Origin of the sequence: Enterobacter sp. Acro-832 (assembly GCF_011752745.1) — a bacterium.
Lineage (GTDB): Bacteria > Pseudomonadota > Gammaproteobacteria > Enterobacterales > Enterobacteriaceae > Enterobacter > Enterobacter quasiroggenkampii.
The window spans coordinates 406,972-432,246 of record NZ_VWWX01000003.1 but is presented as its reverse complement, the minus strand read 5'-3'; the positions used below and the strand labels follow the sequence as shown (position 1 = coordinate 432,246).

The following is a 25,275-nucleotide window of genomic DNA, read 5'->3' as shown; positions in this document are numbered from 1 at the left end:
AAGAACCTGAACCACCGCCAGCGTGATGATATGCTCCCTTGTACCACAGACCAATCACGCGACAGGTGCGGGCGTAGAACAATGGGTAGTTTAAGTTGTACCTGCTAAAGCGGGGCAACGTAACCAACTGCTAAATCATAACTTATTGATTTATCAGGAGATTGGAGCGGGCGAAGGGAATCGAACCCTCGTATAGAGCTTGGGAAGCTCTCGTTCTACCATTGAACTACGCCCGCTTTGAGGTGCGTAAGGCATTATAGACCTTACGCACCTTCATACAAGCCTCTTCACAACTAACCGGCGATTAAATAATCACTTAGCACTTCGGTTTGCTGCCGGGCGCAGGAAGATAGCGCTGCGGATCGATGGCCGTCGCCTTATAGCGGATCTGGAAATGCAGCTTCACTGAATCCGTACCGGTGCTACCCATGGTGGCAATCTTCTGTCCGGCTTTGACGTTCTGCCCGTTGTTGACCAGCATCGTGTCGTTGTGCGCATAGGCCGTGATGTAGTCTTCGCCATGCTTAATCATGATCAGGTTACCGTAGCCACGCAGCTGGTTACCGACGTAAACCACCTTCCCCGCGCCGGAGGCATAAACCGGCGTACCGCGCGCAGCGGCGATATCAATACCCTTGTTGCCACCTTCAGAGAGTGAGTAAGGGGTGACCACTTTACCGCTGGCAGGCCAAATCCAGCAGCGCTGTCCAACCGGCGGCCATGACGATTGCGGCACCTGATAGGACGGCGTCACTTTGGCGGTTTTACCTTTCGAAGAGGACTTTTTGCCCGCGGACGATCCGCCGCTAACCTTCAGCTGCTGCCCCACCTCGATGGTGTAGGGCGGCGAGAGGTTATTCAGCCGAGCCAGATCCTTCACGCTGGTTCCCGTTGCGCGCGAAATCCGGTACAGGGTGTCCCCGCGTTTGACGGTGTAGACCGAACCGGAATAGCTTCCCGTATCCGAAGATTTGCTCCCTGAACAACCCGCCAGTAATAGCGTCAGCGTCAGGCAAAAAATAGCGGTAAGGGGTTTTCTCGTCAGGCTTCCTGCAAACAAAACAGATCCTCGGTCAGCGTGAATGGCGCACTATGATAACAGCCAAAACGAACAGGGGTCATGCCCTTTTCCGCTCTACGAGCCAAACCGTTCGTATAAGAATGCAGTATAATGCTTCGGCTGATGGTGCTGAACCACTCGGCAATTTGGCACTGGAGCATCAATGAGTATTCAAGAACACGTTATTTTGGTAAACGACCAGGGAATGGTGATTGGCACTCAGGAAAAATATGCCGCGCACACGTTACATACCCCGCTGCATCTGGCGTTCTCTTCCTGGCTTTTTAATGCAAAAGGCGAATGTCTGATCACCCGACGCGCCTTAAGCAAAAAAGCCTGGCCCGGCGTCTGGACCAACTCCGTCTGCGGCCACCCGCAGTCGGGCGAAGAGACAGTCCAGGCGATAATCCGCCGCTGCCGCTTTGAAGTGGGTGCGGAGCTGAGCGATATCACCGCCGTCGCCCCTGAATTTCGCTATCGGGAAACCGACCCGTCCGGGATCGTGGAAAACGAAATTTGCCCGGTGTTCGCCGCCCGCATCACCAATGACGTGACGATAAACGAAGATGAAGTGATGGACTATCAGTGGGTTGAGCTGGACGCGCTATTCCGCGCGCTGGACGCGACGCCCTGGGCCTTTAGCCCGTGGATGGTCATGGAAGCGACAACCGCCCGCGAAAAACTCAAAGCCTTCGCGGCGCAATAAAAAAGCCCCTTTCGGGGCTTTTTTTACATCTTAACGCCTTACTTCACCGGGCGCATCGCCGGGAACAGGATCACGTCGCGGATGGTGTGGCTGTTGGTGAACAGCATCACCATACGGTCGATACCAATCCCCAGACCCGCCGTTGGTGGCAGGCCGTGCTCCAGCGCGGTCACGTAGTCTTCGTCGAAGAACATCGCTTCGTCGTCGCCTGCCGCTTTCGCGTCAACCTGGTCCTGGAAGCGCTGAGCCTGGTCTTCCGCATCGTTCAGCTCGCTAAAGCCGTTGCCGATTTCACGGCCGCCGATGAAGAATTCGAAGCGGTCAGTGATTTCCGGGTTCTGGTCATTACGACGCGCCAGCGGAGAGACTTCAGCCGGGTACTCGGTAATGAAGGTCGGCTGAATCAGGTGCGCTTCGGCCACTTCTTCGAAGATCTCGGTCACGATACGGCCCAGACCCCAGCTCTTCTCAACCTTGATACCGATGCTTTCGGCGATCGCTTTCGCAGAATCGAAGTTATCCAGATCCGCCATGTTGGTTTCCGGACGGTACTTCTTGATCGCTTCGCGCATGGTCAGTTTTTCGAACGGCTTGCCGAAGTCGAAGACTTCTTCACCGTAAGGAACCTGCGTGGTGCCCAGAATATCCTGCGCCAGCGTACGGAACAGGGATTCGGTCAGTTCGATCAGATCTTTGTAATCCGCGTACGCCATATAGAGTTCCATCATGGTGAACTCTGGGTTATGACGAACGGAGATCCCTTCGTTACGGAAGTTACGGTTGATTTCGAACACGCGGTCAAAACCACCAACCACCAGACGCTTCAGGTACAGTTCCGGCGCGATACGCAGGTACATGTCCAGGTCCAGGGCGTTGTGATGGGTGATGAACGGACGCGCAGACGCGCCGCCCGGGATCACCTGCATCATTGGGGTTTCCACTTCCATAAAGTCGCGGTTCACCATGAACTGGCGGATACCGGCCATGATCTGGGAGCGAATTTTGAAGGTCTTGCGGGATTCATCGTTAGAGATGAGATCCAGGTAGCGCTGACGATAGCGCGCTTCCTGATCCTGCAGGCCGTGGAATTTGTCCGGCAGCGGGCGCAGGGCTTTGGTCAGCAAACGCAGCTCGGTGCAGTGGATAGACAGTTCACCGGTCTTGGTTTTGAACAGTTTACCTTTTGCGCCCAGGATATCGCCCAGGTCCCACTTCTTGAACTGCTCGTTGTAGATGCCTTCCGGCAGATCGTCACGGGAAACGTACAGCTGGATACGGCCGCCAACGTCCTGCAGGGTCACGAAGGAGGCTTTACCCATGATACGACGGGTCATCATGCGGCCCGCAACGGCCACTTCAACGTTCAGCGCTTCCAGCTCTTCGTTCTCTTTCGCGTCGAAGTCAGCGTGCAGTTGGTCTGAGGTGTGGTCACGACGAAAATCGTTCGGGAACGGCACGCCCTGCTCGCGCAGCGCTGCCAGCTTCTCGCGGCGGGTTTTCAGTTCGTTGTTAAGATCGACTACCGCGTCAGCGCCCTGTGCTTGTTGTTCAGACATGTTGGTTCCTCATAACCCTGCTTTCAAACTTGCTTCGATAAATTGGTCCAGGCTGCCGTCCAGCACCGCCTGCGTGTTACGGGTTTCAACCCCGGTACGCAGGTCTTTGATGCGGGAGTCATCAAGGACGTAAGAACGGATCTGGCTGCCCCAGCCGATGTCAGACTTGTTGTCTTCCATCGCCTGTTTCTCAGCATTTTTCTTCTGCATCTCCAGCTCATAAAGCTTCGCTTTCATCTGCTTCATGGCCTGGTCTTTGTTCTTATGCTGGGAACGGTCGTTCTGGCATTGCGTGACCAGCCCGGTTGGAATGTGGGTAATACGCACCGCCGATTCCGTACGGTTAACGTGCTGGCCGCCCGCGCCGGATGCGCGATAAACGTCGATACGCAGGTCCGCCGGGTTAATTTCGATATCGATATCTTCATCAACTTCCGGGTAAACAAACGCGGAGCTGAAGGAGGTATGACGACGGCCGCCGGAGTCGAACGGGCTCTTACGCACCAGGCGGTGAACGCCGGTTTCAGTGCGCAGCCAGCCGTAGGCGTAATCACCGATGATCTTGATGGTGACGGATTTAATACCGGCCACTTCACCTTCAGACTCTTCGATAATTTCGGTTTTGAAGCCGCGCGCTTCGGCCCAGCGCAGATACATGCGCATCAGCATGCTGGCCCAGTCCTGCGCTTCGGTACCGCCAGAACCTGCCTGAATATCGAGATAGCAGTCAGCGCTGTCGTATTCGCCGGAGAACATGCGACGGAATTCAAGCTGCGCCAGCTTCTCTTCCAGCACGTCGAGTTCTGCTACGGCTTCGTTAAAAGTTTCTTCGTCGTCGGCTTCGACGGCCAGCTCCAGCAAACCGGAAACATCTTCCAGCCCCTGGGCCATTTGATCCAGCGTATCTACGATAGCTTCGAGAGAGGAACGCTCTTTACCCAGCGCCTGTGCGCGTTCAGGTTCGTTCCAGACGTCCGGCTGTTCCAGCTCGGCGTTTACTTCTTCAAGACGCTCTTTCTTGGCATCGTAGTCAAAGATACCCCCTAAGAACGTCAGAGCGCTCCGTGAGGTCCTGAATACGGTTTTTTACCGGATTAATTTCAAACATGGTCTGTTTTCTTTTATGGACTTGTCAAAATGCGGTGATAAGAGCGGGATTGTACCGAATCCACGCCCTTTTTTATAGAGATTACTGCCGCTAAATTGGCCAGATATTGTCGATGATGATTTGAAGGGTGCGGTTACCGCGAAACTCGTTGATGTCCAGTTTGTACGCCAGCTCGACCTCGCGCACGCCGTTGTCCGGCCATACCGCCGTGTCAACGTTAAAGGCAATGCCATCCAGCAGCGGGCCGCCGCCGACCGGTTCCACCATCACCTTCAGATGACGCTCGCCGACGATGCGCTGCTGCAGCAGGCGGAAACGGCCGTCGAACAGCGGTTCCGGGAACATCTGTCCCCATGGACCGGCATCGCGGAGCATTTGCGCCACGTCCATCGTCATCTCAAGCGGTGAAAGCTCGCCATCGGACACCACTTCACCCTGCAGCAGGGACGGGTCAATCCAGTCGGTGACCAGCTCGCCGAACAGGCGCTGGAACTCGTCGAATTTCGCCTCTTCCAGCGACAGGCCAGCCGCCATCGCATGGCCGCCGAACTTGATCATCAGGCCCGGATACAGCGTATCGAGACGCTCCAGCGCGTCGCGCATATGCAGGCCCTGAATCGAGCGGCCAGAGCCTTTCAGCGTGCCGTCGCCCGCGGGGGCGAAGGCGATCACCGGGCGGTGGAAGCGCTCTTTGATGCGCGACGCCAGAATGCCGACCACGCCCTGATGCCACTCGGGATGGTACATCGCCAGGCCGCCCGGCAGCGTATCGCCGCTGCGTTCAAGCTTTTCACACAGGGTCAGCGCTTCGGCCTGCATCCCCTGCTCAATCTCTTTACGTGTCTGATTCAGGGCGTCCAGCTCGTTGGCCAGCACGCGCGCTTCACCGATGTTGTCGCACAGCAGCAGCGCGACGCCAACGGACATATCGTCCAGTCTTCCGGCCGCGTTCAGGCGCGGCCCAAGGGCAAAGCCTAAATCGCTTGCCGCCAGCTTGAGCGGGTCGCGGTTGGCGATTTCCAGCAGCGCCTTGATCCCCGGACGGCACTTGCCTGCCCGGATACGGCTTAAGCCCTGCCAGGTCAAAATACGGTTATTGGTATCGAGCGGGACCACGTCAGCGACGGTACCCAGTGCCACCAGATCGAGATATTCGGCCAGGTTCGGTACGGCAATACCGCGGGATTCGAACCAGCCCTTATCGCGTAACAGTGTACGCAGCGCCAGCATCAGATAAAACGCCACACCTACGCCCGCAAGGGATTTCGACGGAAAATCACAGTCGCGCAGGTTGGGGTTAATAATCGCCTCGGCGGCAGGCAGCGTTTCACCGGGGAGATGGTGATCGGTAACCAGCACCGGGATCCCCAGCGCGTGGGCATGATCGACCCCCGCATGGGAAGAGATCCCGTTATCGACGGTCATGATCATCTGCGCACCGCGGGCGTGGGCCTGATCGACCACTTCCGGGCTGAGGCCGTAGCCGTCTTCAAAACGGTTCGGCACCAGATACGTAACGTTATCGCAGCCCAGCGCGCGCAGGCTGAGCACGCTCAGCGCGGTGCTGGTGGCGCCGTCGGCGTCGAAATCCCCTACTACCACAATACGCGTGTTCTCACGCAGCGCGTTGTAGAGCATTTCAGTGGCTTTTTCGATGCCGTTCAGCTGCTGCCAGGGCAGCATCCCTTTCACGCTGCGTTCAAGATCTTCAGCGCGACGCACGCCGCGGCTGGCGTAGAGGCGCTTCAGCAACGGCGGGAGATCGTCCGGTAAATCAACCGGTTCAACCGCCTCGCGGCGGCGCAATTTTATCGGGGCTTTCACGCGGATTATTTACCACTAACCTGTTTCTGGTGCGCGTCGAGGAACTCTTTCATCTCTTTTGGTCCCTGATAGCCCGGAACGACATACCCGTTGCTCAGGACAATCGCTGGCGTACCGCTCACGCCAAACTGCACGCCCAGCGCGTAGTGGTTAGCAATGTCGATATCGCAGGAGGCTGGCTTAACCTCTTTTCCGCTCATCGCATCATCAAAGGCTTTGTTGCGGTCTTTCGCACACCAGATGGCCTTCATGTCCTGCTCTGGCTGGCTCTGTACGCCCGCGCGCGGGAAGGCCAGATAGCGCACGGTAATACCCAGCGCGTTGTAATCTTTCATCTCTTCATGCAGCTTGTGGCAGTAGCCGCAGGTGATGTCGGTGAAGACGGTGATGACGTGTTTTTCCTGCGCCGCCTTATAAACGATCATCTCTTTTTCGAGCGCATTCAGGTTTTTCATCAGCAGCTGGTTGGTCACGTTGACCGGCTGCGCGCCGCTCACGTCGTACATTGGCCCCTGAATAATGTGTTTACCGTCTTCGGTGACGTACAGCACGCCGCTGTTGGTCAGTACCGTTTTCATTCCGGCGACCGGTGCTGGCTGAATATCGCTGCCGGTGACGCCAAGCTTAGCGAGCGACTGTTTGATAGCGGCGTCGTCAGCATGGGCGAAACCGGTAAAGGAGGCTGCCAGCAGGGTGAACAGCGCGAAACTCTTTTTCATAGTTGATCCTGTTACAATTCGTCGGCACTCACGCACGAGGGTGGTGCTGTTGGTGTAGCTGCCGCAGGCGTTCCGTCGCGACATGGGTGTAAATTTGCGTCGTGGAAAGATCGCTATGTCCCAGCAGCATCTGCACCACGCGTAAATCCGCGCCGTGGTTGAGCAGATGCGTCGCGAAGGCATGACGCAATACGTGCGGCGAAAGCTTTTCACTGTCGATACCGGCCAGTGTGGCGTAATGCTTGATGCGATGCCAGAACGTTTGCCGCGTCATCTGCTGTGCGCGCTGGCTCGGAAACAGAACGTCGATAGACGCGCCGTTGAGCAGCCACGGGCGACCGTGCTCCAGATACGTTTCCAGCCAGTAAACCGCCTCTTCGCCCAGCGGAACCAGCCTTTCCTTGTTTCCTTTACCGATGACGCGCACCACGCCCTGACGCAGGCTGATGTCGCTCATCGTCAGGCCAACCAGTTCCGAAACGCGCAGGCCGGTAGCATACAATAGCTCAAGCATGGCTTTATCGCGTAACTCCAGCGGCAGGTCAACTGCCGGTGACTGTAATAATCTCTCAACTTGTGCTTCGCTGAGATCTTTCGGCAGACGCTGCGGAAGTTTTGGGGATGCCAGCAGCGCGCTGGGATCGTCTTCGCGGATCTTCTCACGGTAGAGATGCTGGAACAGCCGACGCATGGCGCTGAGCAAGCGCGCAGAACTGGTCGCTTTGTAGCCCCCTTCTACACGTTCACCGAGCAGTGCCTGCAGGTCGTCGCTTTGCGCGCTCGCCAGCGAGAGCTGCCGACGGGCCAGCCACTCCACCAGCATGGTAAGATCGCGCCGATAGGCGCTGAGCGTATTCTCGGCCAGATTTTTTTCCAGCCACAGCGCGTCGAGAAACTGTTCAACGAGTGCGAGATCCTTTTCCACATCAGCCCCTTTGATTCTGCAGTCAGGTCATTATGCCTGATTGTGACCGGTTTCTGGTACACTACGCGCAAAGTCAACGCAAGAATTGAGATAGTTACGCGATGAATATTGGTCTGTTCTATGGTTCCAGCACCTGCTACACCGAAATGGCGGCAGAGAAAATTCGCGACATCATTGGCCCGGAACTGGTGACGTTGCATAACCTGAAAGATGACGCGGTCGCGCTGATGGAACAGTACGATGTACTGATCCTGGGCATCCCAACCTGGGATTTTGGTGAGATACAGGAAGACTGGGAAGCCATCTGGGCTCAACTCGACTCAGTCAATCTCGACGGTAAGATTGTTGCCATGTACGGGATGGGAGATCAGTTGGGTTACGGGGAGTGGTTCCTGGACGCGCTCGGCATGCTGCACGACAAGCTGGCGCCGAAAGGGGTGTCGTTCATCGGCTACTGGCCAACCGAAGGTTACGAGTTCACCAGTAAAAAGCCGATTATTGCCGACGGCGAGCTGTTTGTTGGGCTCGCGCTGGATGAAACCAACCAGTACGATCTTAGCGATGAACGCCTGCAAAACTGGTGCGAGCAGATTCTGGGCGAAATGGCAGAAAAGTTTAGCTAACGCGCATTACCCCTGCGTCGTCTGTTGCAACAGCATCCGGCGCAGGTCTCGCCACTCGGCAGCATCCATACTGTCAGCCGCCAGCCAAAGATGCTGGCAACGCCCGCCGTCCACCTTGCGTAACCGTAACATCATGCCGCAGTTGAGCATCCAGGGCATACCGAGAATATCCCACTCTTTTCCCTGCCAGCGCAGGCGGGAATCCATCAGTAGCTTGATCTCTCCCTGACGGGCATTAATGCGACGCTGGCTGCGTACGCTGTCAAACACGACAAACGAGAGTAACAGCAGCCACAGCGGCGTATAGCTCAGCGGCCACGGCATCAGTAACACAAAGGCCGCAACCAGGCCGTGGAGCAACAAAGACATCCACTGCGAGCGCCACGAGACGCGAAGATCAGATTGCCACAGGACCACGTTCCCGATTCCGTGTTTGAATTAATTGCACCATCCGTTGCAACTCGGTGTCGGCGGGTTTGCCGTGGTTCATCAGCCAGTTGAATAAATCCGGATCGTCAGACTCAAGCAGGCGAACAAACAGACGCTTATCATCGTCGCTTAAGGTGTCATACTCATATTCGAAGAAAGGCATGATGGAAATATCAAGTTCACGCATGCCGCGACGGCACGCCCAGTGAATACGGGCCTTGTTGTTAATATCCATGTTCAGTTTCCTGCATTACGTTTGGCACAGTCGGTACCCCATTCAGTGTTCTTTATTTCTCTACGGGGACACCAGCTAGTGTAACGTGTTTTTGAGCGTTTCATTACTGGAATATTGCGATCGACGAACAGGCTTCCAGAATAATCCCTACAAAGACAGAGGATTACATTATTTTGCGTGGTGTTACGCACAACCGGTTTATGGCACAAATGGCCTGTTGAAAGCGCTTGCATTGCCTGCAGGCTCTTTTACCATTAGGCATTATCAAAGCGTTAAGCAATTCAGGATATCGTTATGGCCTTTACACCATTTTCTCCTCGCCAGCCCGCCGCCTCTGCGCGTCTGCCGCTGACGCTTATTTCTCTTGACGACTGGGCGCTGGCGACGCTCACCGGTGCCGACGCCGAAAAATATCTGCAGGGCCAGGTGACCGCCGACGTCAGTCAGATGACAGAACACCAGCACCTGCTGGCCGCCCATTGCGACCCAAAAGGTAAAATGTGGAGCAACCTGCGTCTGTTCCGCCGTCAGGACGGTTTTGCCTTTATTGAGCGCCGCAGCCTGCGTGACGCCCAGCTCAAAGAGCTGAAAAAATACGCGGTCTTCTCCAAAGTCACTATCGCCCCGGACGACGAACATGTCCTGCTGGGTGTGGCTGGCTTCCAGGCGCGTGCGGCGCTGAAAAATCTGTTCAGCGAACTGCCGGATGCCGAAAAGCAGCTCGTCAGCGAAGGCACGACCTCCATCTTGTGGTTTGAACACCCGGCAGAGCGTTTTCTGTTAGTCACCGATGCTGAAACCGCCGAGCGCGTCACCGAGGCGCTGCGCGGCGAAGCGCAGCTTAACAACAGTCAGCAGTGGCTGGCGCTGAACATCGAAGCGGGTCTGCCGATTATTGACGCCGCAAACAGCGCGCAGTTTATTCCTCAGGCAACGAACCTGCAGGCGCTGGGCGGCATCAGCTTTAAAAAAGGCTGCTACACCGGCCAGGAGATGGTCGCACGTGCGAAATTCCGCGGGGCAAACAAACGCGCGCTATGGACACTCGCGGGCCATGCCAGCCGCGTACCTGAAGCAGGGGAAGATTTAGAGCTGAAGATGGGTGAAAACTGGCGCCGTACCGGCACCGTATTAGCCGCCGTACAGCTGGATGATGGACGTCTTCTGGTGCAGGCCGTTATGAACAACGACATGGAAGCGGACAGCGTGTTCCGCGTGCGCGACGATGTGAACACACTGAGCATCGAGCCTCTGCCCTATTCACTGGAAGAGTGATGCTGTATCGCCCGGTGGCACTGCGCTTACCGGGCCTACTAATCCCGTAGCTCGGGTAAGGCGAAGCCGCCACCCGACAAAAAACTACGCCTGCCCCACATACAAATAAATCGCCAAAAAGTGGCACACGCTGCCGCCCAGCACAAAGCCGTGCCAGATGGCATGGTTGTACGGAATCCGCTTGCAGACGTAGAAAATGACGCCGAGCGAATACACCACGCCGCCTAAGGCCAGAAGCGTGACGCCCCCTATCGACAGTTTGATTGCCAACTGGTACACCACGATCAGCGACAGCCAGCCCATGGTCAGATAGGTGACCAGCGACAGCACTTTAAACCGGTGCGCAATGGTGAGCTTAAACAGGATCCCGAGCAGCGCCAGGCTCCAGATAACAATCATCAGGCCGCGCGACAGCGGTGAGTTGAGCCCCACCAGCAGAAACGGCGTGTAGGTGCCTGCAATAAGAAGGTAGATAGCGCAGTGGTCAAACTTCTTGAGCCACATCTTGGCCCGCTGATGCGGGATCGCGTGATACAGCGTCGAGGCCAGAAACAGCAGGATCATGCTCCCGCCATACAGGCTGTAGCTGGTAATAGCCATTGCGCTGGCATTGGCATCGACCGCCTGCACCAGCAATAACACTAAACCGACAATCCCAAACACCAGGCCAATGCCGTGGCTGATGCTGTTGGCTATTTCCTCAGCCAGCGAATATCCCTGTGCGATTAATGGTCTACTCACCATACAAAACTCCGGGAAAACAAAAGATGATTATTCATCGCATCACTATGCTAACTGAGAATGATTCCAGTGAACACCTGTTAGCTAAAATAATTTCACTTCAGGATTTATACCTAAAAATCATAGGCATAAATGAATTTTTCATCTAACATTTGTTCACATTAAAATTTAACCATTAAGAATCAAGAGCATAAAAATGGATCCTGCCGTCTGGCCGCATGTTATGATGGATATATGAGGTCTGAATAAGAGTTATGCCATTGTGAGTATGTTTACCCACTCCGCCATTGCCAGTCTCAATAACCTGGAGATGATGGTCTACAACTATGTCATTAAAAACCGTGACAAAGTCATGTACATGACCATCCGCGAGCTGGCGGATGCAGCGGGTGTCTCGACGACCACTATCCTGCGCTTTTGCCGCAAGCTTAACTGCGAAGGCTACTCGGAGTTTCGCGTACGCTTTAAGCTTTATCTTGAACAGAACGAGCCCCAGCAGGCGAACTTCGGCGCCAGCGAAATTATCAGCTTCTTTAAAAGCGTAAATAATGAAGAGTTCGACGCGTTATTAGATAGTGCGGTCGATATTATTTTATCGTCGGAACGCATTATATTTGTCGGCGCAGGAACGTCAGGCTCGCTGGCAAAATATGGCGCACGTTTCTTTTCTAATATCGGAAAATTCAGTAACCATATTGATGACCCTTATTTTCCGGTCACCAATGACATGGCGAAAAATGCGCTGGCGATTGTGCTCTCCGTCTCGGGTGAGACCGAGGAGATCCTGCGCTTCGCCAGCCAGTTTAGCCTGCATCACTGCAAGGTGCTCTCCATTACCAGCCACGAGCACTCGCGTCTCGCAAAACTGGCCGACTTTAATCTCTCCTGGCACGTTCCCCAGACGCGTATTGCAGGCGTCTACGATATCACCACGCAAATTCCCGTCATCTATATTCTGGAATCTCTCGGCCGTAAGCTGGCGAAGAAACTTGCAGAATAAAACATCCTGTTTTTTTGATGTAACAAATCACATTATGCCCAATTTGTTATATCGTGACATTTAATTTCGCTTTGCTAGACTCGATGCCAATAAGCCATTTATTGAGAATAGCAGCGATGAAAAAATTGACCTTACCAAAAGATTTTTTATGGGGTGGCGCGGTTGCCGCTCACCAGGTTGAAGGCGGCTGGAACAAAGGCGGCAAAGGGCCAAGCATTTGCGACGTATTAACCGGCGGCGCACACGGCGTACCGCGCGAAATCACGCAGGACGTGGTGCCGGGGAAATATTATCCCAATCATGAGGCGATTGATTTCCACGGCCATTACAAAGAAGACATTAAGCTTTTTGCCGAGATGGGCTTCAAGTGTTTCCGCACCTCGATTGCCTGGACGCGTATCTTCCCGAACGGTGACGAAACGCAGCCAAACGAAGAAGGGCTGAAGTTTTACGACGACATGTTCGATGAGTTGCTGAAATACAACATCGAACCGGTGATCACCCTCTCCCACTTCGAAATGCCGCTGCACCTGGTGAAGGAGTACGGTAGCTGGACCAACCGTAAAGTGGTCGATTTCTTTGTGCGCTTCGCGGAAGTGGTCTTCGAGCGCTACAAAAACAAGGTCAAATACTGGATGACCTTCAACGAAATCAACAACCAGCGTAACTGGCGCGCGCCGCTGTTCGGCTACTGCTGCTCGGGCGTGGTCTATACCGAACATGAAAATCCGGAAGAGACCATGTATCAGGTCCTGCACCACCAGTTTGTGGCCAGCGCCCTGGCGGTGAAAGCCGCGCGCCGCATCAACCCTGAGATGAAAGTCGGCTGCATGCTGGCGATGGTGGCGCTCTATCCGTTCTCCTGCAAACCGGAAGACGTGATGTTCGCCCAGGAATCAATGCGCGAGCGCTACGTCTTTACCGACGTCCAACTGCGCGGCTACTACCCGTCCTACGTGCTGAACGAATGGGAGCGCCGCGGGTTCTCCATTAAAATGGAAGCGGATGACGAGCAGATCCTGCGTGAAGGCACCTGCGACTACCTGGGCTTCAGCTATTACATGACCAACGCGGTGAAAGCGGAAGGCGGTACCGGCGATGCCATTTCCGGTTTCGAAGGCAGCGTACCGAACCCGCACGTGAAGGCCTCCGACTGGGGCTGGCAGATTGACCCGGTAGGCCTGCGCTATTCCCTGTGCGAACTGTACGAGCGTTACCAGAAGCCGCTGTTTATCGTGGAAAACGGCTTCGGCGCCTACGACAAGGTGGAAGAAGACGGCAGCATTAACGATGACTATCGCATCGACTACCTGCGTGCCCACGTGGAAGAGATGATCAAGGCCGTCACCCACGATGGCGTGGATCTGATGGGCTATACGCCATGGGGCTGTATCGACTGCGTGTCGTTCACCACCGGCCAGTACAGCAAGCGCTACGGCTTTATCTACGTGAACAAGCACGACGACGGCACGGGCGACATGTCGCGTTCCCGTAAGAAGAGCTTCGAGTGGTATAAGGGCGTGATTGCCAGCAACGGCGAGGCGCTGTGATTTTTTGCCCGGTGGCGCTGCGCTTACCGGGCCTACACACATAATAGGCCGGGTCGCCACCCGGCTTATTTCCCGCCCGCCAGCTCTATAAAACTCCCCGTTACGTACGACGCCTTTTCGCTCAGCAGCCAGACAATCGCCTGGGCGACCTCTTCCGGCTGGCCGCCGCGCTGCATCGGCAGTAACGATTTTACGCGATCCACTCGCCCCGGCTCTCCGCCGGAAGCATGGATATCGGTATAGATCAGACCCGGACGGACGCAGTTAACGCGAATGCCCTGCGCTGCGACCTCCAGCGATAAACCCGTTGTCAGCGAATCCACCGCCCCCTTGGACGCAGCGTAATCCACATATTCACCCGGCGCGCCCAGACGGGACGCCGCGGAAGAGACATTTACTATCGCCCCGCCCTTGCCGCCATGTTTGAAGGACATGCGTTTTACCGCTTCCCGGCAACAGAGGAAGTAGCCCGTGACGTTGGTCGCCAGGACACGGTTAATGCGCTCGGCCGAAAGATTCTCGATGGTGGATTGCTCAAACAGGATCCCCGCATTATTGACCAGCGCGCTCAGCGGCTCGCCTTCACGATCGAGGCTTTCAAACATCGCCAGCACCTGAGCTTCATCGCTGATGTCTGCACGTACAGCAAAGGCTTGACCACCCGCATCCACAATCTGCCTGATGACGTCCTGCGCGGCGTTAATGTTGTGATGATAGTTCACCGCCACGGTGTAGCCTTCGCGAGCCAGCTGCAGCGCGGTGGCTTTCCCGATGCCGCGGCTGGCGCCGGTGACCAGTGCAATTGCCATTATCTTCTCCCAATAAAAAAGCCGGGTGGCGGCTTCGCCTTACCCGGCCTACGTTACTACAGCAGCAATGTTACTGGTATTCGCTCATCGGCACGCAGGAGCAGAACAGATTACGGTCGCCGTAGACGTCATCGAGACGCTTCACGGTCGGCCAGTACTTGTTCGCCACACCTGCCGGGAAGACCGCCAGCTCGCGGGAATAACCGTGGTTCCACTCCGCCACCATCTCGTGCTGGGTGTGCGGGGCGTTAACCAGCGGGTTATCTTCCAGCGTCCACTCACCGTCCTGTACGCGGTCGATCTCCATGCGGATGGCCAGCATCGCGTCGATAAAGCGGTCCAGTTCGGCTTTGCTTTCGGACTCCGTTGGCTCCACCATCAGCGTGCCCGCAACCGGGAACGACATGGTAGGCGCGTGGAAGCCGTAGTCGATCAGACGCTTGGCAATGTCCAGCTCGCTAATGCCGGTCTGCTCTTTCAGCGGACGAATATCGAGGATGCACTCGTGCGCCACGCGACCGTCGCGGCCGGTATAGAGCACCGGGAAGGCAGACTTCAGGCGCGTCGCAATATAGTTGGCGTTCAGAATGGCCACCTGGCTCGCCTGCTTCAGCCCTTCCGCGCCCATCATGCGGATATACATCCAGCTGATTGGCAGGATAGAGGCGCTACCGAACGGTGCCGCAGAAACCGCGCCCTGACGGGTCAGCATGCCTTCAATCTGAACCACGCTGTGGCCCGGCACAAACGGCGCCAGGTGCGCTTTCACGCCGATAGGCCCCATGCCCGGGCCGCCACCGCCGTGCGGAATACAGAAGGTTTTGTGCAGGTTGAGGTGCGATACGTCCGCACCGATAAAGCCCGGCGAGGTAATGCCCACCTGCGCGTTCATGTTTGCGCCGTCGAGGTATACCTGACCGCCGAACTGGTGCACCACGTCGCACACTTCACGGATGGTCTCTTCGTACACGCCGTGGGTGGACGGATAGGTCACCATGATGCAGGAGAGTCTGTCGCCCGCCTGCTCGGCTTTCGCGCGCAGGTCAGCCAGGTCGATGTTGCCGTTTTTATCGCACGCCACAACCACCACTTCCATGCCCGCCATCTGGGCAGAGGCCGGGTTGGTGCCGTGGGCGGAGCTTGGGATCAGGCAGATATCGCGATGGCCTTCGTTACGGCTTTCGTGATAGTGACGGATTGCCAGCAGGCCCGCATATTCACCCTGCGCGCCGGAGTTCGGCTGCATGCAGAGCGCGTCGTAGCCGGTCAGCTTCACCAGCCAGTCGGAAAGCTGGTTGATCATCACGTGATAACCTTCCGCCTGCTCCGGCGGGCAGAACGGGTGCAGCTCGGAGAATTCAGGCCAGGTGATCGGGATCATCTCTGCCGCGGCATTCAGCTTCATGGTGCAGGATCCCAGCGGGATCATCGCCTGGTTCAGCGCCAGATCCTTGCGCTCCAGAGAGTGCATGTAACGCATCATCTCGGTTTCGCTGTGGTAGCGATTAAAGACCGGGTGCGTCAGGATGGCGTCGTTACGCAGCATGCTGTCCTGAATGGAGCGGCTGTCGAGCGCAACTTCTTTGTCGAGCGCATCAATGTCCAGACCGTGCGCGTCACCCAGCAGCACGCTGAACAGGTTCAGGATATCGTCGCGGGTGGTGCTTTCATCCAGCGTAATGCCGACGGCGTTGTGGATGTCGCTGCGCAGGTTGATCTTTGCCGCGTCCGCGCGGGCCAGCACGGCGGCCTTGTCCGCCACGTCCACGCACAGGGTGTCGAAGTAGTGGGCATGGCGCAGCTTAAGACCTTTTTGCTGCAGGCCGCAGGCCAGGATATCGGCCAGGCGGTGAATGCGGCTGGCAATGCGTTTCAGACCAGCCGGGCCGTGGAACACGGCGTACAGGCTGGCGATGTTAGCCAGCAGCACCTGTGAGGTACAGATGTTGGAGTTCGCTTTCTCGCGGCGGATATGCTGCTCGCGGGTCTGCATCGCCATGCGCAGCGCGGTATTACCGGCAGCATCTTTGGAGACGCCGATAATACGGCCAGGCATGGAACGTTTGAATTCATCTTTCGCGCCGAAGAACGCCGCGTGCGGGCCGCCGTAGCCCATCGGTACGCCGAAGCGCTGTGCTGAGCCGAATACGATATCCGCGCCCTGTTTGCCCGGCGCCGTCAGCAGCACCAGCGCCATAAAATCGGCGGCAACGCTCACAACCACCTTGCGGGATTTCAGCTCGGCAATCAGCGCGCCGTAGTCGTGAACTTCACCGGTGGTGCCCACCTGCTGCAGCAGCACGCCAAAGACGTCCTGATGATCCAGCACTTTGTCAGCGTCGTCGACAATCACGTCAAATCCGAAGGTTTCCGCACGGGTGCGCACCACGTCCAGCGTCTGAGGATGCACGTCCGCCGCCACGAAGAAGCGGTTAGCGTTTTTCAGCTTGCTCACGCGCTTAGCCATCGCCATCGCTTCGGCGGCAGCTGTCGCTTCATCCAGCAGAGAAGCGGAGGCGATATCCATGCCGGTCAGGTCCAGCGTCACCTGCTGGAAGTTCAGCAGCGCTTCCAGACGGCCCTGGGAGACTTCTGGCTGATACGGCGTATAGGCGGTGTACCAGCCCGGGTTTTCCAGCATGTTGCGCAGGATCACCGGCGGCAACTGCACGTTGGTGTAGCCCATGCCAATGTAAGACTTATAGCGCTTGTTCAGGCCGGCGATGGCCTTCAGCTCCGCCAGCGCGGCGAATTCCGTAGTGGCTTCCCCCACCTGAGGCGGCGTGGCAAGCTGGATGTCTTTTGGCACAATCTGGCCGATCAGTGCGTTTAATGAATCCGCGCCAACTGTCTTTAGCATCTCCTGCTGTTGCTGAGCATCCGGCCCAATGTGACGTTCGATGAAGGCGCCACGGTTTTCAAGCTGGCTTAAAGTCTGTGTCATGAGCGATGGTTCCTGAAACGTGCAGTGAATCGTAGTTATCTGTAACGCTGTTGCCCGGTGGCGCTAACGCTTACCGGGCCTACGTTGATCTCCAGGCCGGATAAGCGCAGCGCCATCCGGCACAACGTTATTCGTCTTCCAGTAGTGCTTCGTATGCGGTCGCATCCAGCAGCGCGGCAACCTGGGATTCGTCGCTGGCTTTGATCTTGAAGATCCAGCCGCCTTCATAAGGCTCGCTGTTGACCAGTTCTGGCGAATCGCTCAGCGCGTCGTTGACGGCAACAATTTCACCACTTACCGGCGCGTAGATATCGGATGCTGCTTTTACGGACTCCGCCACGGCGCAGTCGTCGCCCGCGCTCACGGTCGTGCCCACGTCAGGCAGGTCAACAAACACCATGTCGCCCAGCAGCTCTTGCGCGTGCTCGGTGATCCCTACGGTGTAAGTGCCGTCCGCCTCTTTGCGCAGCCACTCGTGTTCTTTGCTGTATTTCAGTTCTGCTGGCACATTGCTCATTGAAGTTCTCCTGATAAAAATGATTAGGCGACCGGCTTACCGGCGCGAACAAAAATCGGTTTGGTCACGTTGACCGGCATTTCGCGGTTGCGGATTTGCACCACCGCCGTTTCGCCAATCCCCGCCGGCACGCGTGCCAGTGCAATACTGTAGCCCAGCGTCGGAGAGAAGGTTCCGCTGGTGATCACGCCTTCGCGAGGATTGCCGTCAGCATCGGTAAAGCGCACCGGCAGTTCGCCGCGCAGCACACCCTTCTCGGTCATCACCAGGCCCACCAGTTGTTCAGTGCCCTTCTCGCGCTGCATCTCCAGCGCTTCACGGCCAATAAAGTCACGGTCAGCCGGTTCCCACGCGATGGTCCAGCCCATGTTGGCAGCCAGTGGAGAGACACCTTCGTCCATCTCCTGACCGTAGAGGTTCATGCCCGCTTCCAGACGCAGCGTATCGCGCGCGCCCAGACCCGCAGGCTTCACGCCCGCTTCTACCAGCGCACGCCAGAAATCAGCGGCCTTCTCGTTTGGCATCGCAATTTCGTAGCCCGCTTCACCGGTGTAGCCGGTGGTGGCGATAAACAGATCGCCCGCCTGCACGCCAAAGAACGGCTTCATGCCAGCGGTGGCGTTGCGCTGCTCGTCGTTAAACAGAGAGGCGGCTTTCGCCTGCGCGTTTGGTCCCTGCACGGCGATCAGCGACAGATCGTCACGGACGGTGATGTCGATGGCATAAGGTTCGGCGTGTTGGGTGATCCAGGAGAGGTCTTTTTCGCGGGTGGCGGAGTTTACAACGAGGCGGAAGAAATCTTCAGTGAAGTAATAGACGATAAGGTCATCAATCACGCCGCCCGAGGCATTCAGCATGCCGGTATAGAGCGCTTTACCCGGCGTCTTCAGTTTGGCGACGTCGTTTGCCAGCAGATAACGCAAAAACTCCCGGGTGCGGCTACCGCGCAGATCGACAATTGTCATGTGGGACACGTCGAACATACCGGCATCGGTGCGCACCGCGTGGTGCTCATCAATCTGCGAGCCGTAGTGCAGCGGCATCATCCAGCCATGGAAGTCCACCATGCGAGCGCCGCATAACACGTGTTGTTCGTACAAAGGAGTCTGTTGAGCCATCTTGTCCTCGTTGAAAAATTCACCGTGAAACCCGGTATCGGCCCCGCGTTCGGGCACCGACGCAAACGTTCTCTTTTACCTGAACTTACCACCGAAACCGGCGGTTAACCATAAGGCAAAATGGGTCATCACATTAGCTTATGACCAAAAATCGCTAAAAAGCCTACAGAGTTATTCACTGGAAAAATGCGATTAACCCCGCACAAAATTAACAATGATCTAACAGGATTTAGCACATGGTGATATTTCGTGCGGAAAATCGGGCCGAATTTCCGTAACGAGAAAAATGCGACATTAGATTATCTAATGCGAAAAATGACGTGAAATTAGAATATTTCAAACGAGGGGATTTCCCCGGCGCAGAGGCCGGGAAAATAAAGTGTGACGGGGATCTAAGTTAACGCAGCCAGTCAGGGAGATCGTTAAGACCCATCGCCTGACGGAGGAGTTGAGGTTTAACGCCCGGAAGGGTGTCTGCAAGCTTGAGTCCGATATCGCGCAGCAGTTTTTTCGCCGGATTTGCCCCGGCAAACAGCTCGCGGAAGCCCTGCATCCCAGCCAGCATCATAGCCGCACTGTGCTTGCGGCTGCGCTCGTAGCGACGCAGGTAGAGATGCTGGCCGATGTCTTTTCCTTCGCGATGCAGGCGACGCAGCTCCTCGACCAGCTCCGCCGCGTCCATAAAGCCAAGGTTAACGCCCTGCCCGGCCAGCGGATGAATGGTATGCGCCGCATCCCCCACCAGCGCCAGACGGTGCGCCGCAAACTGACGCGCGTAGCGGCCGGTTAACGGGAACACCTGACGCTCGCTCTCAAGCGTGCACAAGCCAAGGCGGTTATCAAAGGCCACGCACAGCGCCTGGTTAAAGGCCTCCGGCGTCGCCTCATGCATCTGCCGGGCTTTGTCCGGCACCAGGGACCAGACAATCGAGCACAGGTGCGGATCGGCAAGCGGCAGGAACGCCAGTATGCCGTCGTTGTGGAAAATCTGGCGCGCCACGCCGCCGTGCGGCTCTTCGGTGCGGATCGTCGCGACCAGAGCGTGATGACGATAGTCCCAGAAGGTCAGGGGGATATCGGCTTTATTACGCAGCCAGGAGTTGGCACCGTCAGCACCGACCACCAGGCGCGCGGTCAGCATGTCGCCGCTCTGCAGGGTGATAAACGCCTCGTTTTCGCCCCACGCCACCTGCTGGATCTGCGCAGGCGCAATCAGCGTCACGTCGCTGCACTGCTGTGCTTTCTGCCACAGCGCGTGGTGGATCACCGCGTTTTCAACGATGTGGCCCAGATGGCTATAGCCCATGCTTTCATCATCAAAAGCAATATGGCCAAAGCTGTCTTTATCCCACACCTCCATGCCGTGATAGCAACTGGCGCGGTTCGCCACAATATCTGACCAGACGCCAAGGTGCGTCAGCAGCTTTTCGCTGGCCGCATTAATGGCCGAGACGCGGAGTTCCGGCGGCGCATCCGGGGCAACGGGCTGGGGCTGTTTTTGCTCCAGTACCGCCACGCGCAGGCCGCTGCCCTGTAATCCACAGGCCAATGCCAGTCCGACCATTCCGCCGCCAACGATGGCGACATCAACATTTTGCACGGTGATAACTCCTTAACGCGCAACCCAACCCAGGGTCCGCTGCGCCAGCACGTCACGTGCCGGAATGAATAGTTCCATCGCCATCAGCCCGAGATTGCGGCCCGCAACCAGCGGTGCCCAGCGATTGGCAAAAAGATGGACCAGGCCATCGGTCACACCGATGGTGGCCTCTTTATCCGCCTGACGGCGCTTCTGGTAATGACTCAGCACCGAATACGCCCCGCAGTCTTTTTGCTCGCCCCATGCCTGCGCCAGTGATTCGGCCAGGCTCATGACGTCGCGTAAGCCAAGGTTAAAGCCTTGCCCCGCGATGGGGTGCAGCGTCTGTGCAGCGTTACCGACAAGCGCCAGACGATGGGAGATGGACTGAGATGCCGTGGTCAGCGAAAGCGGATAGACCGTCCGCTTGCCGGCATGGGTAATACGCCCCAGCCGCCAGCCAAAGGCTTTCTGCAGCTCGGTACAAAAACGTTCGTCGGACCAGGCCTTCACCTCTTCAGCCTTATCCTGCGGATGGCACCAGACCAGGGAACAGCGCCCGTCCGACATCGGCAGCATCGCCAGTGGGCCATGCTGCGTAAAGCGCTCAAACGCCCTGCCGTTGTGGTCAGCTGCGGTAGCGACGTTCGCAATGACCGCCACCTGGCCGTAAGGCTGCTGGCGCCACTCCACGCCGCACTGGGTGCCGAGCGAGGAGCGCGAACCGTCCGCAGCGACCAGAAGCTGGCCTTCAAGGACGGTGCCGCTTTCCAGCGTCACGCTGACCGACGCTTCACTTCGGCTCACGCTGGCCACGCGCGCGGGGCAATGCAGCGTGACGCCCGGCGCGTCCTGGAGCAGGCGGAACAGACGCAATCCGACGTCGTGTAGCTCAACAACCTGACCCAGGGCATCAATCCGGTAATCCTGCGCGTCCAGCGTGACAAAGCCCGCATGGCCGCGATCGCTGACGTGAACGGTCCCGATCGCCGTAGCACGGTCGGCAATTGCCTGCCAGATCCCAATGCGGGAAAGCTGCTGGCAGGTACCCTGCGCCAGCGCAATGGCGCGGGCATCAAAACCGGGGTGGTTGGACGCCTCTGGCGCAACGGCTTCCACCAGGTGCACCGGAAGCTGCCCCTGCGTCAAATGCGAAATGGCCAGCGCCAGCGTGGCCCCGGTCATGCCGCCGCCAACGATAATCACGCTCATGCGCGCGCCGCTGCCATCAGCGCCTCGATATCGTCAGCGTTTTTCACGACGCTGGCGGTCAGGTTTTCGTTACCGGTCTCGGTAATCACGATGTCATCTTCAATACGAATACCAATCCCGCGGTACGCTTCAGGCACGTCGGCATCCGGCGCGATATACAGACCCGGCTCCACGGTTAACACCATGCCCGGCTCCAGCACGCGGGAACGGTCGGTGCCGTAGGCGCCAACGTCATGCACGTCCAGCCCCAGCCAGTGGCTCAGGCCGTGCATAAAGTACGGTCGATGCGCATTTTCAGCAATCAGGGTATCTACGTCCCCTTTCAGGATACCGAGCCTGACCAGACCGGTAATCATGATGCGCACCACTTCGCCGGTCACTTCCTGGATGGAGGTACCTGGACGATACAGCCTGAGCGCCGTCTCAAGGGATTCGAGAACAATGTCGTAAATCGCGCGCTGTGCCGGCGAGAATTTACCGTTCACCGGGAAGGTCCGGGTGATGTCCCCCGCATAGCCCTGATATTCGCAACCGGCGTCAATCAGCACCAGATCGCCATCGCGCAGCGCGCTTTCGTTTTCGGTGTAGTGCAGAATGCAGCCGTTTTCCCCGCCGCCAACAATGGTGTTGTAGGAGGGATAGCGCGCGCCGTGGCGGTTAAATTCGTGGTGAATTTCGCCTTCCAGCTGGTATTCGAACATCCCGGGACGGCATTTCTCCATCGCGCGGGTATGCGCCAGCGCGCTGATTTCGCCCGCGCGGCGCATCACGTTCAGCTCTTCTTCAGACTTGAACAGGCGCATCTCATGCACCACCGGACGCCAGTCCGTCAGCGTGGCCGGTGCGGACAGGTTCTGCCGCGAGCCTTTGCGCAGCTTATCCAGCGCGGTGAAGACAATCTCATCGGCGTAAGCATATTCGCCCTGCGCGTGATAGAGCACGTCGAGGCCGTTAAGCAGCTGGTAGAGCTGCTGGTTGATTTCGCTAAACGCCAGCGCACGGTCGACGCCCAGCTTTTCCGGTGCGGCCTCTTGCCCTAAGCGGCGACCAAACCAGATTTCGGCCGTCAGATCGCGCACGCGGTTGAAAATCACGCTGTGGTTGTGGGTGTCATCGCTCTTAATCAACACCAGTACCGCTTCCGGCTCGTTAAAGCCGGTGAAGTACCAGAAGTCGCTGCTCTGGCGATAGGGATATTCGCTGTCGGCGCTGCGCGTCACTTCAGGCGCGGCAAAAATCAGCGCGGCGCTGCCCGGCTGCATTTTTGCCAGCAGCGCCTGACGGCGGCGCGAATACTCTTGACTCGAGATAACCATGACACCCTCCTGTGCGTTATTTTTCTTAATGTAAGGTTGGCTTGCGGACTTCCGGCGCAGTCGGCTGTGAGCGCGTAAAGTTGTCGTGGCACAGCAGTGCCGCCACGCGCACGTACTCGATGATCTCTTCGAGAGACATTTCCAGCTCTTCCTGGTCTTCGTCTTCATCGTAGCCAAGCTGGGCGATGTTGCGCAGATCGTCGATCGCTTCACCCGCTTCGCCGGTGACTTTATCCAGTTTAGGCTGCGTGACGCCCAGACCCAGCAGATAGTGATTTACCCACCCCGCCAGTGCATCGGCGCGATCGAACACGCTGACGTCGTCGCCTTCAGGCAGATAAAGCTGAAAAAGGAAGCCATCGTCTTCCAGCGAATCACTGATGGCGGCATGCATTTTACGCAGCGCTTCCGCCAGCTCGTGACCAAACGCCAGCCCTTCATTCGTGAGGTCGTGGATCAGCGGCTGCCATGAGCTGTCGCTGTTTCCGCCGCACAGCATGCCACTGATCAGACCGTGCATTTCGGCAGGGGTTAAACCGACTCCCTGCTGGTTCAGTAACTGGTTTAAATCCTTGTAACCAGGCATTTCGTTCTGTATAGACATGCGCATTCGTCATCATTGGGGGGAAGTTTCATGATATGCTACCACTTTGGACCCTGGTGATACCAGAAAAGGGCTTGTATCTTCACATCAGGGTAGCTATAGTGTCGCCCCTTCGCAGCCCCCGGGGCATCAGGCGAAGGCAGCGCAGTCAATCAGCAGGAAGGTGGCATGTCTGCACAACCCGTCGATCTCCAGATTTTTGGCCGTTCACTGCGAGTGAATTGTCCGCCTGAACAAAGGGATGCTTTGAATCAGGCTGCGGACGATTTGAATCAGCGGTTGCAAGATCTAAAAGAACGCACTAGAGTCACAAATACTGAGCAGCTGGTTTTCATCGCCGCGTTGAACATCAGCTATGAACTGACTCAGGAAAAAGCGAAGACCCGCGACTACGCGGCAAGCATGGAGCAGCGCATTAAAATGCTCCAGCAGACCATAGAACAGGCATTGCTTGATCAAGGTCGCAATCCCGAAAGACCGGGACCCAAGTTTGAATAACACTTCTCAGTTGACTATGGTAGAGTAACTGTGAAGACAAAATTTCTCTGAGATGTTCGCAAGCGGGCCAGTCCCCTGAGCCGATATTTCATACCACAAGAATGTGGCGCTCCATGGTTGGTGAGCATGCTCGGTCCGTCCGAGAAGCCTTAAAACTATGACGACACATTCACCTTGAACCAAGGGTTCAAGGGTTACAGCCTGCGGCGGCATCTCGGAGATTCCCTCTCTTTTCTTCTACCGACTACCATGACTCAATTCCCTGAAGTTTCGGCTTCACGCCAGGACATTCGTCAGCTCATTCGTCAACGCCGTCGTGCGTTAACCCCCGTTCAGCAAGCGCATTTTGCCCAGCAGGCCGCCGCCCGTATGATGGCGTATCCCCCTGTCGTGATGGCGCGCACGGTTGCCCTGTTTCTGTCGTTTGACGGCGAGCTGGACACCCAACCGCTGATAGAGCAGCTCTGGCGCGCCGGGAAGAAGGTATACCTACCGGTGCTGCACCCGTTCAGTGAAGGCAATCTGCTGTTTTTGCACTATCACCCGCACAGCGAGCTGGTGGTGAATCGTCTGAAAATCACTGAACCGAAACTCGACGTGCGCGACGTGCTCCCGCTGCCACAGCTGGATGTACTGATTACGCCGCTGGTCGCGTTTGATGAGCAGGGACAGCGCCTGGGAATGGGCGGTGGTTTTTACGACCGGACGCTGCAAAACTGGCAGCAGTATGGATTGCAGCCGGTGGGCTACGCGCATGATTGCCAGGGCGTGGAGGCGTTGCCGGTAGAAAAATGGGATGTGCCGTTACCGGCGGTGGTGACGCCCAGTAAAACCTGGACCTGGTAGAATAAAGCCGGGTGGCGGCTACGCCTTACCCGGCCTACATAAATCCTCGAACATTGTAGGTCGGGTAAGCGTAAGCGTCAC

At 57.0% G+C, this 25,275-nt stretch carries 24 protein-coding genes, 1 tRNA gene and 1 other RNA gene; 8 read left to right on the top strand and 18 right to left on the bottom strand.

Going from position 1 to position 25,275, the window contains the following annotated elements; all coding sequences use genetic code 11:
* Positions 1-162 precede the first annotated feature (162 nt).
* Positions 163-236 (bottom strand) — tRNA-Gly (locus F3J31_RS13515).
* A gap of 80 nt (positions 237-316) precedes the next feature.
* Positions 317-1,060, bottom strand: a complete 744-nt coding sequence (gene actS / locus F3J31_RS13510; RefSeq protein WP_205246253.1) for an amidase activator ActS — start codon at positions 1,058-1,060, stop codon at positions 317-319.
* Between the two features lie 163 nt (positions 1,061-1,223).
* Here actS and idi point away from each other — a divergent pair, with 163 nt between their 5' ends.
* Positions 1,224-1,766 carry an isopentenyl-diphosphate Delta-isomerase gene (idi, locus tag F3J31_RS13505; RefSeq protein WP_167213600.1) on the top strand — a complete coding sequence of 181 codons (543 nt, stop codon included), beginning with the start codon at positions 1,224-1,226 and terminating at the stop codon, positions 1,764-1,766.
* Between the two features lie 38 nt (positions 1,767-1,804).
* Here idi and lysS read toward each other — a convergent pair whose 3' ends face one another.
* The 5 genes from lysS to xerD form a co-directional block, all read right to left on the bottom strand.
* Positions 1,805-3,322: a lysine--tRNA ligase gene (gene lysS / locus F3J31_RS13500; RefSeq protein WP_021242046.1), complete on the bottom strand. Its 1,518-nt coding sequence runs from the start codon at positions 3,320-3,322 to the stop codon at positions 1,805-1,807.
* A gap of 9 nt (positions 3,323-3,331) precedes the next feature.
* Positions 3,332-4,430, bottom strand: a protein-coding gene (prfB, locus tag F3J31_RS13495; protein WP_095908218.1) for a peptide chain release factor 2 whose coding sequence is annotated in 2 segments (ribosomal slippage) — positions 3,332-4,354 and positions 4,356-4,430 — 1,098 coding nt in all. Because the reading frame shifts where the segments join, the coding sequence is not laid out codon by codon here.
* Between the two features lie 90 nt (positions 4,431-4,520).
* Positions 4,521-6,254 carry a single-stranded-DNA-specific exonuclease RecJ gene (gene recJ / locus F3J31_RS13490; protein WP_167213598.1) on the bottom strand — a complete coding sequence of 578 codons (1,734 nt, stop codon included), beginning with the start codon at positions 6,252-6,254 and terminating at the stop codon, positions 4,521-4,523.
* A gap of 5 nt (positions 6,255-6,259) precedes the next feature.
* Entirely contained in the window at positions 6,260-6,973 is a 714-nt protein-coding gene (gene dsbC / locus F3J31_RS13485; protein WP_023333302.1) for a bifunctional protein-disulfide isomerase/oxidoreductase DsbC, read from the bottom strand.
* A 28-nt stretch (positions 6,974-7,001) separates the two neighbouring features.
* Positions 7,002-7,898, bottom strand: coding sequence for a site-specific tyrosine recombinase XerD (gene xerD, locus F3J31_RS13480; RefSeq protein ID WP_008499709.1), 897 nt, complete (start codon positions 7,896-7,898; stop codon positions 7,002-7,004).
* 101 nt (positions 7,899-7,999) lie between these two features.
* Here xerD and fldB point away from each other — a divergent pair, with 101 nt between their 5' ends.
* Positions 8,000-8,521: a flavodoxin FldB gene (fldB, locus tag F3J31_RS13475; protein WP_167213595.1), complete on the top strand. Its 522-nt coding sequence runs from the start codon at positions 8,000-8,002 to the stop codon at positions 8,519-8,521.
* Positions 8,522-8,527: 6 nt separating this feature from the next.
* Here fldB and F3J31_RS13470 read toward each other — a convergent pair whose 3' ends face one another.
* Both F3J31_RS13470 and sdhE read right to left on the bottom strand, forming a co-directional pair.
* Positions 8,528-8,938: a protein YgfX gene (locus F3J31_RS13470; RefSeq protein ID WP_021242050.1), complete on the bottom strand. Its 411-nt coding sequence runs from the start codon at positions 8,936-8,938 to the stop codon at positions 8,528-8,530.
* Positions 8,919-9,185, bottom strand: a complete 267-nt coding sequence (gene sdhE, locus F3J31_RS13465) for an FAD assembly factor SdhE (protein WP_006178375.1) — start codon at positions 9,183-9,185, stop codon at positions 8,919-8,921. The genes F3J31_RS13470 and sdhE overlap by 20 nt, the downstream gene beginning before the upstream one ends.
* 294 nt (positions 9,186-9,479) lie before the next feature.
* On the opposite strand from sdhE, the gene ygfZ reads away from it, so the two are divergent.
* Positions 9,480-10,460: a tRNA-modifying protein YgfZ gene (ygfZ, locus tag F3J31_RS13460; protein ID WP_167213592.1), complete on the top strand. Its 981-nt coding sequence runs from the start codon at positions 9,480-9,482 to the stop codon at positions 10,458-10,460.
* A gap of 84 nt (positions 10,461-10,544) precedes the next feature.
* On the opposite strand, the gene F3J31_RS13455 is transcribed toward ygfZ, so the two are convergent.
* Positions 10,545-11,204, bottom strand: a complete 660-nt coding sequence (locus F3J31_RS13455) for a hemolysin III family protein (protein ID WP_045335239.1) — start codon at positions 11,202-11,204, stop codon at positions 10,545-10,547.
* Positions 11,205-11,469: 265 nt separating this feature from the next.
* On the opposite strand from F3J31_RS13455, the gene F3J31_RS13450 reads away from it, so the two are divergent.
* Positions 11,470-12,201, top strand: a complete 732-nt coding sequence (locus tag F3J31_RS13450; RefSeq protein WP_021242053.1) for a MurR/RpiR family transcriptional regulator — start codon at positions 11,470-11,472, stop codon at positions 12,199-12,201.
* A gap of 116 nt (positions 12,202-12,317) precedes the next feature.
* Positions 12,318-13,751, top strand: a complete 1,434-nt coding sequence (locus F3J31_RS13445; RefSeq protein ID WP_048224765.1) for a 6-phospho-beta-glucosidase — start codon at positions 12,318-12,320, stop codon at positions 13,749-13,751.
* A 65-nt stretch (positions 13,752-13,816) separates the two neighbouring features.
* Here the strand turns inward: F3J31_RS13445 and F3J31_RS13440 are convergent, their stop codons facing one another.
* The 8 genes from F3J31_RS13440 to F3J31_RS13405 form a co-directional block, all read right to left on the bottom strand.
* Entirely contained in the window at positions 13,817-14,560 is a 744-nt protein-coding gene (locus tag F3J31_RS13440) for an SDR family oxidoreductase (protein WP_167213589.1), read from the bottom strand.
* A 70-nt stretch (positions 14,561-14,630) separates the two neighbouring features.
* A complete protein-coding gene (gene gcvP, locus F3J31_RS13435; protein WP_048029111.1) occupies positions 14,631-17,504 on the bottom strand; it encodes an aminomethyl-transferring glycine dehydrogenase in 2,874 nt (957 codons plus the stop codon).
* 127 nt (positions 17,505-17,631) lie between these two features.
* Positions 17,632-18,021 (bottom strand): glycine cleavage system protein GcvH, encoded by a 390-nt coding sequence (gene gcvH / locus F3J31_RS13430; RefSeq protein WP_008499718.1) that lies wholly within the window; start codon positions 18,019-18,021, stop codon positions 17,632-17,634.
* Between the two features lie 23 nt (positions 18,022-18,044).
* On the bottom strand, positions 18,045-19,139 hold the full coding sequence (gene gcvT, locus F3J31_RS13425; protein WP_045910150.1) for a glycine cleavage system aminomethyltransferase GcvT: 1,095 nt from the start codon (positions 19,137-19,139) through the stop codon (positions 18,045-18,047).
* A 397-nt stretch (positions 19,140-19,536) separates the two neighbouring features.
* On the bottom strand, positions 19,537-20,739 hold the full coding sequence (gene ubiI / locus F3J31_RS13420) for an FAD-dependent 2-octaprenylphenol hydroxylase (protein WP_048029109.1): 1,203 nt from the start codon (positions 20,737-20,739) through the stop codon (positions 19,537-19,539).
* A gap of 12 nt (positions 20,740-20,751) precedes the next feature.
* On the bottom strand, positions 20,752-21,930 hold the full coding sequence (gene ubiH / locus F3J31_RS13415; RefSeq protein WP_048224774.1) for a 2-octaprenyl-6-methoxyphenyl hydroxylase: 1,179 nt from the start codon (positions 21,928-21,930) through the stop codon (positions 20,752-20,754).
* Positions 21,927-23,240 carry a Xaa-Pro aminopeptidase gene (pepP, locus tag F3J31_RS13410; RefSeq protein WP_086374948.1) on the bottom strand — a complete coding sequence of 438 codons (1,314 nt, stop codon included), beginning with the start codon at positions 23,238-23,240 and terminating at the stop codon, positions 21,927-21,929. Before pepP ends, ubiH begins: the two co-directional genes overlap by 4 nt.
* 31 nt (positions 23,241-23,271) lie before the next feature.
* Positions 23,272-23,850 (bottom strand): YecA family protein, encoded by a 579-nt coding sequence (locus tag F3J31_RS13405; RefSeq protein ID WP_024906571.1) that lies wholly within the window; start codon positions 23,848-23,850, stop codon positions 23,272-23,274.
* A gap of 168 nt (positions 23,851-24,018) precedes the next feature.
* Between F3J31_RS13405 and zapA the strand changes: the two genes are divergently transcribed.
* The 3 genes from zapA (at position 24,019) to F3J31_RS13390 (ending at position 25,194) form a co-directional block, all read left to right on the top strand.
* Positions 24,019-24,348, top strand: coding sequence for a cell division protein ZapA (gene zapA, locus F3J31_RS13400; RefSeq protein WP_006811891.1), 330 nt, complete (start codon positions 24,019-24,021; stop codon positions 24,346-24,348).
* Positions 24,349-24,389: 41 nt separating this feature from the next.
* Positions 24,390-24,573, top strand: a non-coding RNA gene (gene ssrS / locus F3J31_RS13395) — 6S RNA.
* 24 nt (positions 24,574-24,597) lie between these two features.
* Positions 24,598-25,194 carry a 5-formyltetrahydrofolate cyclo-ligase gene (locus F3J31_RS13390; protein WP_167213586.1) on the top strand — a complete coding sequence of 199 codons (597 nt, stop codon included), beginning with the start codon at positions 24,598-24,600 and terminating at the stop codon, positions 25,192-25,194.
* Positions 25,195-25,275 lie beyond the last annotated feature (81 nt).